This window comes from Mesorhizobium sp. NPDC059025, from assembly GCF_042739655.1.
Taxonomy (GTDB): Bacteria; Pseudomonadota; Alphaproteobacteria; order Rhizobiales; family Rhizobiaceae; genus Mesorhizobium.
The window spans coordinates 22,778-37,849 of record NZ_JBHYIM010000016.1; the positions used below are offsets into that span (position 1 = coordinate 22,778).

15 protein-coding genes and 1 pseudogene are annotated in these 15,072 nt (G+C 65.3%); 11 read left to right on the forward strand and 5 right to left on the reverse strand.

Features of this window, described 5'->3' with window-relative positions:
* Window positions 1-17 precede the first annotated feature (17 nt).
* The 7 genes and pseudogenes from ACFWYE_RS27425 to ACFWYE_RS27455 all read left to right on the forward strand — a co-directional run.
* Window positions 18-842: an aldo/keto reductase gene (locus tag ACFWYE_RS27425; protein WP_379115275.1), complete on the forward strand. Its 825-nt coding sequence runs from the start codon at window positions 18-20 to the stop codon at window positions 840-842.
* Window positions 843-1,027: 185 nt separating this feature from the next.
* The gene (locus ACFWYE_RS27430) at window positions 1,028-2,236 is read left to right on the forward strand and encodes an MFS transporter (protein WP_379115340.1); all 1,209 of its coding nucleotides are present in this window, start codon (window positions 1,028-1,030) and stop codon (window positions 2,234-2,236) included.
* 493 nt (window positions 2,237-2,729) lie between these two features.
* Entirely contained in the window at window positions 2,730-3,590 is an 861-nt protein-coding gene (locus ACFWYE_RS27435; RefSeq protein ID WP_379115276.1) for an FAD binding domain-containing protein, read from the forward strand.
* Window positions 3,590-4,063, forward strand: a complete 474-nt coding sequence (locus ACFWYE_RS27440; protein ID WP_379115277.1) for a (2Fe-2S)-binding protein — start codon at window positions 3,590-3,592, stop codon at window positions 4,061-4,063. The genes ACFWYE_RS27435 and ACFWYE_RS27440 overlap by 1 nt, the downstream gene beginning before the upstream one ends.
* A gap of 4 nt (window positions 4,064-4,067) precedes the next feature.
* A complete protein-coding gene (locus ACFWYE_RS27445; protein WP_379115278.1) occupies window positions 4,068-6,332 on the forward strand; it encodes a xanthine dehydrogenase family protein molybdopterin-binding subunit in 2,265 nt (754 codons plus the stop codon).
* Window positions 6,333-6,414: 82 nt separating this feature from the next.
* A complete protein-coding gene (locus ACFWYE_RS27450; RefSeq protein ID WP_379115279.1) occupies window positions 6,415-6,660 on the forward strand; it encodes a MoaD/ThiS family protein in 246 nt (81 codons plus the stop codon).
* A 742-nt stretch (window positions 6,661-7,402) separates the two neighbouring features.
* Window positions 7,403-7,516 (forward strand): annotated as a pseudogene (locus ACFWYE_RS27455) (DUF899 domain-containing protein); the annotation flags it as partial.
* Window positions 7,517-7,568: 52 nt separating this feature from the next.
* Here the strand turns inward: ACFWYE_RS27455 and ACFWYE_RS27460 are convergent.
* Entirely contained in the window at window positions 7,569-8,102 is a 534-nt protein-coding gene (locus ACFWYE_RS27460; protein WP_379115280.1) for a YcxB family protein, read from the reverse strand.
* Between the two features lie 196 nt (window positions 8,103-8,298).
* On the opposite strand from ACFWYE_RS27460, the gene ACFWYE_RS27465 reads away from it, so the two are divergent.
* Complete coding sequence (locus ACFWYE_RS27465; RefSeq protein ID WP_379063523.1) at window positions 8,299-8,508, forward strand: ParD-like family protein; 210 nt, start codon at window positions 8,299-8,301, stop codon at window positions 8,506-8,508.
* A gap of 103 nt (window positions 8,509-8,611) precedes the next feature.
* A complete protein-coding gene (gene map / locus ACFWYE_RS27470; RefSeq protein ID WP_379115281.1) occupies window positions 8,612-9,379 on the forward strand; it encodes a type I methionyl aminopeptidase in 768 nt (255 codons plus the stop codon).
* A gap of 34 nt (window positions 9,380-9,413) precedes the next feature.
* On the opposite strand, the gene ACFWYE_RS27475 is transcribed toward map, so the two are convergent.
* Complete coding sequence (locus ACFWYE_RS27475) at window positions 9,414-10,298, reverse strand: GyrI-like domain-containing protein (protein ID WP_379115282.1); 885 nt, start codon at window positions 10,296-10,298, stop codon at window positions 9,414-9,416.
* A gap of 195 nt (window positions 10,299-10,493) precedes the next feature.
* Between ACFWYE_RS27475 and ACFWYE_RS27480 the strand changes: the two genes are divergently transcribed.
* Entirely contained in the window at window positions 10,494-10,847 is a 354-nt protein-coding gene (locus ACFWYE_RS27480) for an AraC family ligand binding domain-containing protein (protein WP_379063527.1), read from the forward strand.
* 32 nt (window positions 10,848-10,879) lie between these two features.
* On the opposite strand, the gene aguB is transcribed toward ACFWYE_RS27480, so the two are convergent.
* Window positions 10,880-11,761, reverse strand: a complete 882-nt coding sequence (gene aguB, locus ACFWYE_RS27485; protein WP_379115341.1) for an N-carbamoylputrescine amidase — start codon at window positions 11,759-11,761, stop codon at window positions 10,880-10,882.
* Between the two features lie 82 nt (window positions 11,762-11,843).
* Here aguB and ACFWYE_RS27490 point away from each other — a divergent pair, with 82 nt between their 5' ends.
* Window positions 11,844-12,734, forward strand: a complete 891-nt coding sequence (locus ACFWYE_RS27490; protein ID WP_379115283.1) for a LuxR C-terminal-related transcriptional regulator — start codon at window positions 11,844-11,846, stop codon at window positions 12,732-12,734.
* Here the strand turns inward: ACFWYE_RS27490 and ACFWYE_RS27495 are convergent.
* Together ACFWYE_RS27495 and aguA are read right to left on the reverse strand one after the other, a co-directional pair.
* Window positions 12,721-13,788 carry a polyamine ABC transporter substrate-binding protein gene (locus ACFWYE_RS27495; RefSeq protein WP_379115284.1) on the reverse strand — a complete coding sequence of 356 codons (1,068 nt, stop codon included), beginning with the start codon at window positions 13,786-13,788 and terminating at the stop codon, window positions 12,721-12,723. The genes ACFWYE_RS27490 and ACFWYE_RS27495 overlap by 14 nt on opposite strands.
* A gap of 170 nt (window positions 13,789-13,958) precedes the next feature.
* Window positions 13,959-15,071 (reverse strand): agmatine deiminase, encoded by a 1,113-nt coding sequence (aguA, locus tag ACFWYE_RS27500; protein WP_379115285.1) that lies wholly within the window; start codon window positions 15,069-15,071, stop codon window positions 13,959-13,961.
* Between the last annotated feature and the right edge of the window lies 1 nt (window position 15,072).

Sequence of the window (15,072 nt, forward strand, 5' to 3'; positions counted from 1 at the left end):
AAAGAAGGACATCGCCCATGTTAACCGTCACCGCCCATGGGGCCAGCATCCCGGCGCTCGGCTTCGGCGTGTTCCGCATGGCGGACGCCGAGGTGGAGCGGGTGGTGCCGGCAGCGCTCGAAGCCGGCTTCCGCCATTTCGACACCGCGCAGATCTACCAGAACGAGGCGGCGCTTGGCCGCGCGCTGGAGCGCGCCGGGGCGCGGCGCGAGGAGCTGTTCCTGACCACCAAGGTGTGGGTCGACAATTACAGCGCGGGCCGGTTCGCCGCTTCGATGGATGAAAGCCCGGAGAAGCTCAAGGTCGACCGGGTCGACCTTCTGCTGCTGCACTGGCCGGCCGACACGGTGCCGGTCACCGACCAGATCGACATGCTCGATGCGGTGCAGGCCGCGGGCAAGACACGTTTCGTCGGTGTCTCCAACCAGAATATCGCGCAGATGCGGCAATCGGTCGAACGCTCCTCGGTGCCGATCGTCACCAACCAGGTCGAGTTGCATCCCTATCTGCCGCAGCAGGCTCTGGTGGCGGCGGCGCGTGCAGCCGGCGTTGCAGTCACCGCCTATTACGGCATGGCCGACGGCGCCGTGCCGCAGGACGAGATGTTGCAGGTGATCGGCGCCAAATACGGCAAAAGTGCCGCCCAGGTCGGCCTGCGCTGGCTGGTGCAGCAGGGTTTCATCGCGCTGTCGAAGACGGCGAACCCGGCGCGCGTGGCCGAAAACATCGCCATCTTCGATTTCGCGCTGGACGACGCCGACATGGCGGCGATCGCCGCCCTGGCGCGGGCGGATGGACGGCTGGTCTCTCCTCCCGGGCTGGCGCCGACGTGGGATGTGTGAGGCGGGCGTCACATGAAAGGCCCCGTCGCTGACGACCCCTTCTCCCCTTGTGGGAGAAGGCAAGACGAGCCGCGCAGCGAACCAAAGAATATGCCGAACACCGGGGAGCGTGTTCCGGCTGATCGTTTCAACAACCCGATGCCCAAAAGGGCGCAGTGAAGGCTGAAGCCATGAACACTGACGTGATGAACACCAAAGATAGCAAAGGCGCCGCCGCGACGGCGACCCCCGCGCGGCTGGCGCTGCTGGCGCTGGCGATCGGCGCGTTCGGCATCGGCACTACGGAATTCTCGCCGATGGGGCTGTTGCCGGTGATCGCGCAAGGGGTCGACGTGTCGATCCCGACGGCGGGCCTTCTGATCAGCGCCTATGCGATCGGCGTACTGGTCGGCGCGCCGTTCATGACGCTGGCGTTCAGCCGCTTCGGCAAGCGCACGGCGCTGATGCTGCTGATGAGCATCTTCACCATCGGCAATCTGATGTCGGCGATGGCGCCGGGCTATTTCACGCTGCTGGCCGCCCGCCTCGTCACCAGCCTCAACCATGGCGCCTTCTTCGGCCTGGGCGCGGTGGTGGCGGCCAGCGTGGTGCCGAAGGACAAGCAGGCCAGCGCGGTGGCCGCCATGTTCATGGGGCTGACCATCGCCAACATCGGCGGCGTGCCGGCCGCCACCTGGGTCGGCCAGCAGGTCGGCTGGCGCATGGCCTTTGCCGGCACGGCGCTGATCGGCCTTGCCGCGATCGCAGCACTGTGGTTCGCGCTGCCGAAGGGCGAGCGCGGCCAGATGCCGGATGTGAAGCGCGAGCTTCAGGTGCTGACGCGCCCGGCCGTGCTGCTTGCCATGGCCACCACGGTGATGGGCGCGGGTGCGATGTTCACGCTTTACACCTATGTCGCGCCGACGCTGGAAACATTGACCGGCGCTTCCGGCAGCTTCGTGACGCTGGCGCTCGCCCTGATCGGCGTCGGCTTCACCATCGGCAACTGGCTGGGCGGCCGGCTGGCCGACTGGTCGCTCGACGGCGCCACCAAGATCTTCCTCGCCGCGCTGGCGCTGATCATGCTGGTGCTGCCGCTGCTGTTCGCCAGCCATGCCGGCGTCGCCATCGGCCTGCTGGTCTGGGGCGGTGCTGCCTTCGCAATCGTGCCGCCGGTGCAGATGCGGGTGATGCAGGCGGCATCGGAAGCGCCCGGCCTCGCCTCCTCGATCAATGTCGGCGCCTTCAACCTCGGCAACGCGCTGGGCGCGGCGCTCGGTGCCGCCGTCATCAGCCTCGGCCTCGGCTACGCCGCCGTCTCCATCGCCGGCGGTTTGCTTGCCGCGGCCGGCCTCGGGCTGGTGTTCGTGGGTGGATGGCAGAAGGCAAGGACGATGGCGGTGTGCGGGGCTTGAGGGGTGGTGACGCTGTTTCCGGCGGGCGCATCAGGTCGATTGGGCGCCACGCCGGAAGACGAAACGCTGCAGGCGCGGCGCCTCTATCTCCCCCCTTGCGGGGGAGAAAGCGATTTCAGCATCTTAGACGAGCACGCCCTTTAGGGCGGCGCAGGCTAAGTGCTAGAAATCGCAAGAGAGGGGATTTTCAGCCGTTACGCTGACAATCTGCGTCCCTCGCATTCGACAAAGAGAGGGCTCTCATTTGCGAAGCACCTCAGCTGAATATCCCCTCTCTTGGATTTTCTACGACTTAGCTGTGCCGCCCTGCGGGCGTGCTCGCTAAGATCGTGAAAATCCTTTCTCCCCCGCAAGGGGGGAGATAAGAGGCGCCGCGCCTGGCCTCGGCTGTTCGCCCCCCTTAAACGCCTGGCACACAAATTCAGCGCGCGTCCCCGGATGACCATTGCCGGAGGAGCCTCTATAACTATGTTCAACCAGTGAAGGGGAGACGATGCGCTACATACGTCCGCTTACGATCGAGGATGCCGTCGGCCAATTGGTCGGTTCATCCGGAACGGCCGCCATCCTGGCGGGAGGCAGCGACCTGCTGGTGAGGATGAAGGGCGGGTTCGTCGAACCAGACCTGATCGTCGACATCAAGGCGATCGCGCATTTGAGTGAAATCCGGGAAACCGCGGAAGGCTTCAGCATCGGCGCCGCCGTGCCCTGCGCGGTGCTGGGCGAAAACAAGGTGCTGAAAAAGGCATGGCCGGGCGTCGTCGAAGCGGCGAAGCTGATCGGTTCGAAACAGGTGCAGGGCCGCTGCACCATCGTCGGCAATCTCTGCAACGCCTCGCCGGCCGCCGATTCGGTGCCGGCGCTGGTGGCGGCCGGCGCGAGGGCCGTGGTGGCCGGGCCGTCGGGCAAGCGCACGGTTGCCGTCGAAAGCGTGCCGACCGCGCCGGGCCGGACCTCGCTCGCCAAAGGCGAGATCATCGAGGCGATCCTGCTCGACAACAGAGCACCGCGTTCGGGCGATGCCTATCTGCGCTTCATCCCGCGCACCGAAATGGACATCGCCGTGGTCAGCGCCGGCATCAACCTGACGCTCGACGAGGCGGGCACGGTCAAGTCGGCGCGCGTGGCGCTGGGTGCCGCCGCGCCAACCGTGCTGCTGGTCGAGGAGGCGGCCGAAGTGCTGGTCGGCTCGAAACTGGACGAGGCGACGCTGGAGCGGCTGGCCAAGGTGTGCTCGGGCGCCTGCCGCCCGATCGACGACAAGCGCGGCACCATCGAGTTCAGACGCAAAGTCGCGGGCGTGCTGGCCAGGCGCGTGGCCACCGCCGCTTACGAACGTGCAGGAGGCAAATGATGGCCGGTATCGCGGTTTCCACGACGATCAACGGCGATGCCGTCGAATATCTCTGCCAGCCCGACGAGACCCTGCTGGAGGTGCTGCGCGACCGGCTCGGCCTGACCGGCGCCAAGGAAGGCTGCGGCACCGGCGACTGCGGCGCCTGCAGCGTCATCGTCGACGACCGGCTGGTGTGTTCGTGCCTGGTGCTGGGCGCGGAAGCGGAAGGGCGGCAGGTCGAGACCATCGAAGGCATGGCGCATGGCGAGAAGCTGCATCCGCTGCAGCAGAAGTTCCTCGAACATGCCGCCCTGCAATGCGGCATCTGCACGCCGGGCTTCCTGATCGCGGCCAAGGACCTTTTGGCCAAGAACCCGGACCCGACCGAAGAGGAGATCCGCTTCGGCCTGGCCGGGAACCTGTGCCGCTGCACCGGCTATGACAAGATCGTGCGCGCCGTCCAGGACGCCGCCAGCGTGATGAGGGGCTGAGGCGATGAATTTCGATCCGCGTCTGACCAACCGCAGCTTCACCGCCGTCGGCACCCGGCCGATCCGCCCCGACGGCATCGACAAGGTGACCGGCCGCGCCCGCTACGGCGCCGACTTCAACATGGCCGGGCAACTGGTCGGCCGCGTGCTGCGCAGCCCGCATGCCCATGCCGTCATCCGCGGCATCGACACCGCGAAGGCGGAAGCGCTGCCCGGCGTCAAGGCGGTGATCACCGCCGCCGACCTGCCGGACCTTACCAATGGCGACAGCGCGCTGCGCGACATCCTCGACAACTGCATGGCGCGCGGCAAGGCGCTCTATGACGGCCATGCCGTGGCGGCGGTGGCGGCGATCGACGCCCGCACGGCCAGGCAGGCGCTGAAGCTGATTTCGGTCGACTACGCGGTGCTGCCGCATGTCACCGATGTCGACGAGGCCTTCCGCCACGGCGCACCGCTGATCAACGAGGCGATCTTCACCGAAGGGCTGGAGGAAAAGCCGGTCAAGCCGTCCAACGTCTACAAGCGCACGCAATATGGCCATGGCGACGTGCGCAAGGGGTTCGCAGAGGCCGATTACATCGTCGAACGTTCGTTCAGGACCGAACAGACGCACCAGGGCTATATCGAGCCGCATGCCTGCGTGGCGAGCGTCAGCTCCGACGGCATGGCGGAGCTGTGGGTCTGCACGCAGGGTCCGTTCGTCTACCGCCAGCATTGCGCCCAGCTGCTCGGCATGGAAGCCTCGAAGCTGCGCGTCACTTCGTCGGAGATCGGCGGCGGCTTCGGCGGCAAGACCCATGTCTGGGCCGAACCGGTGGCGCTGGCGCTGTCACGCAAGGCGGGCCGGCCGGTGAAGCTGGTGATGACGCGCGACGAGGTGTTCCGGGCGTCGGGCCCGACCAGCGCCACCTCGATCGACGTGAAGATCGGCGCGCGCAAGGACGGCACCATCACCGCGGCGGAAGCGACGCTGCGCTACAGCTGCGGCCCCTATCCCGGCATGTGGGCCGAGGTCGGCGCCATGACGGCGTTTGCCTGCTACAGGCTGGACAATGTCAGGACGGTCGGCTTCGAGGTGCTGGTCAACCGGCCGAAGACGGCGGCCTATCGCGCGCCGTCGGCACCGATGGCGGCGTTCGCGGTGGAAAGCAGCATCGACGAGCTGGCCAGGAAGGTCGGCATGGACGCGGTCGACTTCCGCATCAGGAACGCGGCGCAGGAAGGCACGCGCGCCTCCTACGGCCCGGTCTACGGCCCGATCGGCATCGGCCCGACGCTTGAGGCGGTAAAGAAGCATCCGCACATGCAGGCGCCGCTCAAGGAAAACCAGGGCCGCGGCATGGCCTGCGGCTTCTGGTTCAACTTCGGCGGCCAGACCTGCGTCGACCTCAACATCGGCATGGACGGCTCGGTCTCGCTGGCCGTCGGCACCGTCGATGTCGGCGGCTCGCGCGCCTCGCTGTCGCTGGTGGCGGCCGAAGAGCTCGGCATCGACTATGCCCAAGTCAAGGCGATCGTCGCCGACACGTCCAGTCTCGGCTACAACGACATGACCGACGGCAGCCGCGGCACCTTCTCTTCGTCGATGGCGACGATTTCGGCCGCGCGCAACGCCATCAGGATCCTGCGCGAACGCGCCGCGCAGATGTGGGACATCCCCGCCGACGACGTGGTCTGGGAAAAGGGTCATGCACTGGCCCGAGGCGAGAAATACGGCAACCTGTCGCCGCTGTCGCTCAAGGAGATCGCCGCCCAGTCCGGCACCACCGGCGGGCCGATCGCCGGCCACAGCGAACTGGTCGCCGACGGCGCCGGCGTCTCCTTCGCCACCCATATCTGCGACATCGAGGTCGACCCCGAGACCGGGGCGACCCGGGTGCTGCGCTACACGGTGGTGCAGGATGCCGGCAAGGCGGTGCACCCGACCTATGTCGAGGGGCAATACCAGGGCGGCGCGGCGCAAGGCATCGGCTGGGCGCTCAACGAGGAATACATCTACGGCAAGGACGGGCGGCTGCAGAATGCCGGCTTCCTCGACTACCGCATCCCGGTGTGCTCGGACCTGCCGATGATCGACACACAGATCCTCGAGATCCCCAACCCGAACCACCCCTATGGCGTGCGCGGCGTCGGCGAGACCTCGATCGTGCCGCCGCTGGCGGCGATCGCCAATGCGGTGTCGAACGCGGTCGGCGTGCGCATGACGCACATCCCGATGTCGCCGCCGCGCATCCTGGCGGCGCTCGAGCAATTCCGGGAAAAGTGAGAATGGGATTGCGTGAAAACAAAGGGTCAGAGCGTTTCCGCGTTTCCGTGACAGACGGAAACGCTCTCGAACGAGGCGGCTGATGGTCGCCGTCACGCTCTGGGGGTCGCTCGCGGCTGCCACCGGGGGCCGGGACAAGCTCGACATCGAGGCCAAGGACATCAGGGAACTGTTCAGGAAACTCGCCGAACAGTTCCCGGCCATCGAGCCGTTCATCGACCGCGGCATCGCGGTCGCCATCGACGGCACCATCTACCGCGACACCTGGTCGAAGAAGCTGCCGCAAGGATCGGAGATCTTCCTGCTGCCCAGACTCGCTGGTGGCTAGAGGCCCCGCCTTTGGAGCCTGGCGATCGTTGCCGGCAAGTCCTCATACAAGGTGCGTCCTTCGAGGCTCGCTTCGCGAGCACCTCAGGATGAGGGCCGCTGTGCCTTTCGGGCGAGAATCCGGAACGTCCTGGAGCATTTTGTAGCCGAGCGGAATCGCTTGGCATTACAAAAGCTGCGAAAACAAAACTTAGAGCGTTTCCGCGTTTCCATGAAAGATGGAAACGCTCTTGGGATTGAGCGCCGTTTCGCCCAACGCCCCTCATCCTGAGGTGCTCGCCCGCACATCGACCGAAAGCACAGCCCGGCCCTCTGCGGGGCGAGCCTCGAAGGACGCACCAGGGCGGGTTGGAGGTGCGTCCTTCGAGGCTCGCTTCGCGAGCACCTCAGGATGAGGGCCGCTGTGCCTTTCGGGCGAGAATCTGGAACGTCTTGGAGATGGCGCGCCGTTTCGCCCAACGCCCCTCATCCTGAGGTGCTCGCCCGCACATCGACTGAAAGCACAGCCCGGCCCTTGCCGGGCGAGCCTGGACGCACCAAACGGCGGGTTGGAGGTGCGTCCTTCGAGGCTCGCTTCGCGAGCACCTCAGGATGAGGACCGCTATGCTTTTCAGGCGAGAATCCGGAACGTCTTGGAGATGGAGCGCCGTTTCGCCCAACGCCCCTCATCCTGAGGTGCTCGCCCGCACATCGACCGAAAGCACAGCCCGGCCCTTTTCGGGGCGAGCCTCGAAGGACGCACCGATGCCGGCAAGGATCCGCGCGGCGGCCCGGATTTCGCGCCGCTGTGGTCGGCCCTCGACCTCACGCCCGAAGGCCGCGGCGAGACATGGTACCCCAGGCTGGACTATTATTGAGCACGGGCGTCCCTGCCCGGCGCCGGCAGTCGGCGCGAAGCGTGCCGTGCCCTCACGCGCGCTTGACGTTGGCCGCCACGACCTGCCTGATGTCATCGACCTGGGCGGGTGTCAGCACCCGCTTCGGCAGCATGTTGAACACGCGTGGCCCCTGAAAGAGGAGGATCACCTTGTCGTCCTCTGCCCATTTCAGGTAGTCGCTCCAGGCGTTGTTCCAGTCACCCTGCTGCGCAGTGCTCCTGAAGCCGTCGGCCGACCATGAAACCGTCATCGGGTGCTGCAGGGTTTTCTGGGCTGCGTAGGCCCGGCGGGCAAAAACGGCCGCGCCGACGAAATACTGGTAGAACGGCAACGCGATCACGACCGCGAAACCGATATAGACAAGCGGCGCATAAGGCGCATCGTGCATCTGCAATGCCGGGACGAAGAGCATGCCGAGCAGCAGCGCCACGAAGCCCAGCCAGGAAATCAACGGCCAGCGCGAGGTCGCGTATTTCAGCATGAAAAGCCTGTTGGCCGCGACATAGTCATCCGCGGTCAAGGTAAGGGTGACACTGCGGTTCAGATCGTGCTGGCGCTGATTCATTTCGCTCTTCCTGCCAAATACGTCGCCGCAGGTTAGTGGAAGCGGGTGGATGCTGGCCACCCGCTTCTCGTCAGGTCGAATGGCGTTGAGAAAGCGCGGCGCCCCTTATCTCCCCCGCAAGGGGGGAGATAAGGAGCCTCGCTTGACCCATGAACATACGAACCATATATGCTCCGTATATTCAACGGAGACGACCATGGGCATCGTGAAGATCGACGAGGAACTGCATGAGGAGGTGCGGCGCGCCTCGACCGTGATGTGCCGTTCCATCAATGCGCAGGCCGAATTCTGGATGAAGATCGGCATGCTGGCCGAGGCCAACCCGACGCTGTCCTTCACCGAGATCGTCAAGCGGGAGCTGGCCACGGCCCACGATCCCTCCTCTCTCAATCTGGCGGTAGCCTGATGCTGGTCGCGATCTTTCAGATGCGCTCCTGGCGCCTCAGGTCTCTAGTTTTGCGCATGCCGTTCTCGCAAAACCGCTTCGCACTTTTGCGCGGCATGCTGACATGGTGAAAACCCCGGACGAGCTGGCGCTGATGCGCCAGTCGGGCAGGCTGCTCGCCTCCGTCTTCGAGATGCTGGACGGGCTGGAGCTTGCCGGCATGTCGACGCTCGAGGTCGACACGCTGGTCGACCGCTTCATCACGCAGGACCTTGCCGCCCGCCCCGCCAGCAAGGGGCAATACGGCTTCAAGCATGTGCTGAACTGCTCGATCAACGACGTTGTCTGCCATGGCGTGCCGGACGCGGCCGCGATCATCCGCAACGGCGATATCGTCAATTTCGACATCACGCTGGAGAAGAACGGCTTCATCACCGATTCCTCCAAGACCTATCTGGTCGGCGATGCCTCGCCCGTTGCCAGACGGCTGGTGCGCGTCGCCCAGGAGGCGATGTGGCAAGGCATCCGGCAAGTGCGGCCCGGCGCGTTTCTCGGCGACATCGGCTACGCCATCGAGAAACACGCGAAGAAGAACGGCTATTCGGTGGTGCGGGAATATTGCGGCCACGGCATCGGCCGCGAAATGCATGAGGAGCCACAGGTGCTGAACCACGGCCGGCCGGGCACCGGCGTGCGGCTGCGCGAAGGCATGGTGTTCACCGTCGAGCCGATGGTGAACCAGGGCACGCGCCGGGTCAGGACCGCGGACGACGGCTGGACGGTGCTGACCCATGACGGCAAGCTCTCCGCCCAGTTCGAGCACACCGTCGCCGTCACCGCCACCGGCGTCGAGGTGCTGACGCTGCGCAGCGACGAAAAGCTGGTGGCGTAGGGCAGCCACCAGCGCACACCATTCCTGCCCGACGCTATTTCAGCGGCAGGAACAGTTCCACCACCACTTCATGCGCCGGCACCTCCGGGATGAGGGCGAGCCGGCGCCGGCAATAGACAGGGAAGTCACGCACCTCCTCGCCGCTGGCCGGAAGCCACTCGCGATAGAGGTAGAGTGCAGCAGGTTCGAGATTGTTGGTGTTGCCGGGATAGCGCAGCACCGCGCAGCGTCCGCCGGGGATGATGCCGGCCTTCATCAACGGATCGTCCGGATCGACCGGCTGGTCCGTCTCGACGCACAGGTCCATCGCGTAGTCGGCCGGATTGGCGGGACAGCGTTCGGAGCGGAACACCATGAAGGTCGAGCGCATCTCGGCCGACAGGCCGGCGGCCTTGCCCCAGGCCCTGAAGCGCTCGGCTGTGGTGCCGAGCATGGCCCTGTCGCCGCGATGCTCCAGCATCGCCACCGGGGTGGGCTCCTCATCGCGGATCGTCACGTCGTCTTCGCTAAAAATGATCTGCATCAGCTTGCTCCTCGCAACATCGAGAGGCCCGAAGGCCACAAGCCACGGTTCCCAGTCGGGCGACTTCCGGAACGACGAAGGCGATTGGCCCAGCCGTTGCCGGAAGGCGCGGGCGAAGGCGTCGGGTGCGTCGTAACCGGCATCCATCGCGATCTCCGTGACGCTTTCGGCGTCGGGAGCGGCCAGCCTGCGTGACGCGCGCTTCATGCGGGCCAGCTGGACATAACGATGCACGGACAGCCCGAAGGTCGCCGTGAACTGCCGGTGGAAGTGGAATTTCGAGAAGGCTGCAACCCGGCTCAGCGCATCAAGATCCAGATCGCCGTCGAGATGACGGTCGATGTGGTCGAGTACACGCAACATGCGGGCATGATAGGTCCGAAGCGCCGCCTTCATCGTCTTTCTCCGTGGCCGCCCCAGATAGCCAACCGGCGTCATGATGCGCTCGACCGATCTTGCGGTTTTAAACGCGGGGGGCGAGACGGCTCAAGCCGGGCCTGCACGCAGCCGGGGCTTCCCTGAAGCCGTTCGATTGAACCCGGCGGCCGCTTGCGGCGTTGAGCACCGCAAACCCGTGCCAAGGAGCCCCGCATGACCGTTCGCAAATTCTCCGTGTCCGACGCAAATTTCGAGCATGTGCCTGGACTGGATGGGGAAGTCCTCACCGGCAACCTGGTCGACCAGCGCCACGGCGCCCCGATCACCATCGGTTATGGCCGCTACGGGCCCGATGTCGGCATCGACATCACGCTCGCCGTCGACGACGTCATGGTGGTGCTGAAAGGACAGCTGTCGGTGTCGAGCGAAGCCGGCACGGTCACTGCCGGCCCCGGCGAGATCGTGCACATGCCGAAGGGCGACAGGGTCACGATCCGTGCGCATGGGGAAGGCGCGATCACCGCCTATGTCACCTATCCGCACTGGCAGGAGGCCGAGAGCGGGTGAGCGCTCCGAATGCTGCCGCGCGGGTTCCAGCTTCAACCCGCCAAACCGCCATCCAGCGTCGCCAGCCGCCCATAGAGTTCGGGCCTGCGATCGCGGAAGACGCCCCAGGAGCGGCGCTGGTGGGCGATGGCGTCGAGGTCGAAGGAGGCGGTCAGCACGGTCTCGGTTTCGCGATCCGCCTCGGCCACCTTGGCGCCGGTCGGATCGGTGATGAAGGACGAGCCGTAGAAGGTGATGCTGGTGCCGGCGCGGCCGTGTTCGGTGCCGATGCGGTTGGAGGCCAGCAGCGGCATGATGTTGGCGCCGGCATGACCCTGCATCACGCGCTGCCAATGAGCGCTGGAATCCAGCCCCGCATCATGCGGCTCGGAGCCGATCGCGGTGGGATAGAGCAGGATCTCGGCGCCCTGCAGCGCCATCGAGCGCGCGGCCTCGGGAAACCACTGGTCCCAGCAGATGCCGACGCCGATCACGCCCGCCCTGGTCTTCCACACCCTGAAGCCGGTATCGCCCGGCGAAAAATAGAACTTCTCCGTATAGCCCGGACCATCCGGCAGGTGGCTCTTGCGGTAGTTGCCGAGCACGGTGCCGTCGGCATCGATGACGGCAAGGCTGTTGAAATAGCTCTGGCCCGCGCGTTCGAAATAGCTGACCGGCAGCACGACGCCGAGCTCTCTTGCCAGAGCCGAGAAATGTCCGATCAAGGGGTTGTCCGCGAATGGCCGGGCGAGATCGAAGAAACCGTGGAACTGGTCCTGGCAGAAATAGGGCGCGGCGAACAGTTCCTGGATCAGCACGAGATCGGCGCCTCTTGTCTTCGCCTCCCGCACCAGCCGCTCGGCCCGCGCGACATTGTCCTTCTCGTCCCAGACACAGGCCATCTGTGTGGCGGCGACGGTTACCTTGCGCATGATGTGGCGAACTCCCTTGTCACGGCTGACTTATAAGCTGCTTGCTTGATGGGTTGCATCGGCTATCGTTCAGGACATGCAGCCGATGTTTTCTCCAGAGCGTTTCCGTTCTTCACGGAAACGCGGAAACACTCCCTGTTCCGACGCGATTCCGGACGCAAAACCGCAAGGCACTTCTGCTGGAATTTCCCTCGAGCAGTTCGGACGCTGGAGCCAGGGCCTGGCTGCAGCCGCGCAAGCTTGCTCGACTGAAGAAATCTCGGCCACCTTCACCGCCGCCGCCAGCGGACTGCTGGCCTGCGACCGCGCCTATGTCGGGCTCTACCTGCGCGACAACAGTTCCGTCACCATCGACGACCGCGGACCGGATCCGTGGAACCGCAACTACGACGCGCGGCTCTACCGGCAGGATCCGTTCTTCCGCATGTTTACCAGCACACGGCAGGATTTCCTGCTGCCGCTCGCCGCGCTCGACACGGGCGACTTCCAGCGGACCGCCTACTACCGGGATTTCTACGAACCGTCGCGGAGCTTCGACGAGATCACCGGCGTCTTCAACCTCGATGCCAGGGCGGCCGGCTACATCACTTTCCTGCGGTTTCGTGGTGCGCCGGCGTTCGGCGCGGACGATCTTGCTCTGGCGGAAGCGATCAGCGGCGCGACGCGGCTGGTGCTGACACAGCTGTGGCATCAATGGCGCGCCGAACAGCAGATGGAAGCCGAGCATGCGCGCTCGGCATTGCGCCTGTCACGGCTCAGCATACGCGAGCGCCAGATCGCGGACCTGCTCATCGACGGCGGCTCGGCCAAATCCATTTCACGCAGCCTCGCCATATCGCCCGGAACCGTGCGCAACCACATCAAGAAGGTCTACGCCAAGCTCGGCTGTCATTCGCAGGTGGAACTGATGGCGGCGGCAAGGGCATCCGATATGGTGCCCTTGCCGCAGGCCGGCATCCCGCTTACTGCCCCGTGACGACACGCGTCCACAGCCGGTTCTGCAGGCGCAGCTGCTTGGCGTCTGCGGGGTTGAGCGCGAACAGCTTGGCCTTGACCTCGGCCGGCGGGAACACGCCGGGGTCCTTGGCAACGGCCGGATCGACCAGGGCCAGCGATTCCGGGATCGGGTTGGCGAAGGAGATGTAGCTGGAATTGGCGGCCGCGATGTCGGGGCGCATGTTGAAGTCGATCCAGGCGTGGCCGTTCTGCGGATGCGGCGCATCCTTAGGGATCGCCATGGTGTCGAAGTTGATCAGCGTTCCTTCCTTGGGGATCGAATAGGCGATCTCGCGCTTGTTGGCGGCGGCTGCGGCACGTGTCCTTGCCTGCAGGATATCGCCGGACCAGCCCAGCACCACGCAGATGTCGCCATTGGCGAGATCGTTGATGTATTTCGAGGAATGGAAATAGCGGATGTAGGGCCGCACCTTGGTGAGAAGCGCCTCGACCTTGGCGAGATCGTCCGGATCGGTCGATTTCGGATCGATCTTCAGATAGTTCATCGCGATGGGAATGATCTCGGCCGGCGCGTCCAGCATGGTGACACCGCAGTCGGCGAAGTTTTTCACCACATCGGGATTGAAGACCATGTCGAGCGAATCGACCGGCGCGTCGGGCATGCGCTTCCTGACCGCCTCGACATTGTAGCCGACGCCGTCGGTCACCTCCATGTAGGGCACTGCATGGACATTGCCCGGGTCGGCGTTGCCGACCAGCTTCTGCGCCTGCGGATCGAGTTTCGCGAAATTGCCGAGCTTCGCCTTGTCCAGCGGCATGAAAGCCGCGGCCGTGACCTGGTTCTTCAGGAAGGGAAAGGCGGAAGGATAGACGACGTCATAACCCGACCCGCCGGTCAAAAGCTTGGTTTCCAGCACCTCGTTGCCGTCATAGACGTCGTAGACGACCTTGATGCCGGTCTCCTTCTCGAACTTCGCCGCCGTGTCCGGCGCGATGTAGTCGGACCAGTTGTAGACGTTGACGACCTTTTCTTCTTCGGCCCGGGCGGCACCGGCGAAAACACAGCTCGCCAAAGCAATTCCAGCAAAAATGCGCAGCGGTTTTGCGTCCGGAATTGCGTAGAAACAAGAAGTTAGAGCGTTTCCGCGTTTCCGCGAGGAGCGGAAACGCTCTAGAAATGCCGAGATCATGGATGTGCGCATAATATCTCCCATTGTGGTGGCCTGCGGGGCGTTCGCTCTCTTCAGGCCGGTTTCTGCCCGGCATAGACGGGCAGCGTGATGCAGGCGACGTTGCCGCCGCCAAGCAGAATTTCGCGCGAGTTTTCGATGCCGACAATATGATGATGCGGAAATAGTTCGGCGAGCTTCGCCTTGGCTTGCGTGTCGAGCCTTTCGTCGGCGAACTGCGGCACCACCACGACGCTGTTGCCGGGATAATAGTTGATGTAGGTGGCGGCGACCCGGTTGCCTTCCGGCCGCGCCCAGGTGGCGTCGACGCGGTCGACGCCGGCGGCCTCTTCGGCCGTCATCTCGATGGGCAGCGGGTGATGGATGCGATGCACCTCGAGCCGGCGGCCGCGCGCGTCGGTGGCCGAGCGCAATATGTCCTCGGCCTCGCGCACGATCTCATATTGCGGGTCGTCGCGCTCCTCGGTCCAGCTCAGCGCCACCACGCCAGGCCTGACGAAGCAGCAGAGATCGTCGATATGGCCATCGGTCTCGTCGAAGGCGAAACCGCGCGGCAGCCAGATCACATGATCGAGGCCGAGATAGTCGCAGAGCTGCCGCTCGACCTCTTCCCTGCCCAGATGGCCGTTGCGGTTGCGGTTCAGCAGGCACTGCTCGGTGGTCACCAGCGTGCCCTGCCCGTCGCACTGCAGGCCGCCGCCTTCCGCGATCAAAGGCGAGCGGTAGCGGTCCATCCGCTCCGTCTCCAGCACCTTGCGGGCGACGAGGTCGTCGAGGTCCCAGGGGGCATAGAGGCCGCCGTCGAAGCCGCCATAGGCGTTGAAGGTCCAGTCGACGCCGCGCACCGCGCCCTTGCCGTCGATGACGAAGTTGGGACCGCTGTCGCGCAGCCAGCTGTCATTGGTGGCCATCTCGACGAGGCGGATGTGGTCCGGCAGCATGGCGCGGGCATTCAGCCACTGCCGGCGCGATACCGCGATGGTGACCGGCTCGCTCTCCGCAATGGCTGCGGCCACCTTGACGAATTCCTTCTGCGCCGGCTTGGCGCCCAGCCGCCAGGTGTCGGGCCGCTCGGGCCAGATCAGCCAGCAGCCGGCCTTGGGCTCGAACTCGCCCGGCGCCCGGAACCCGTCCTGTTTCGGCGTGGTGGAAAGCGTACGTGACATG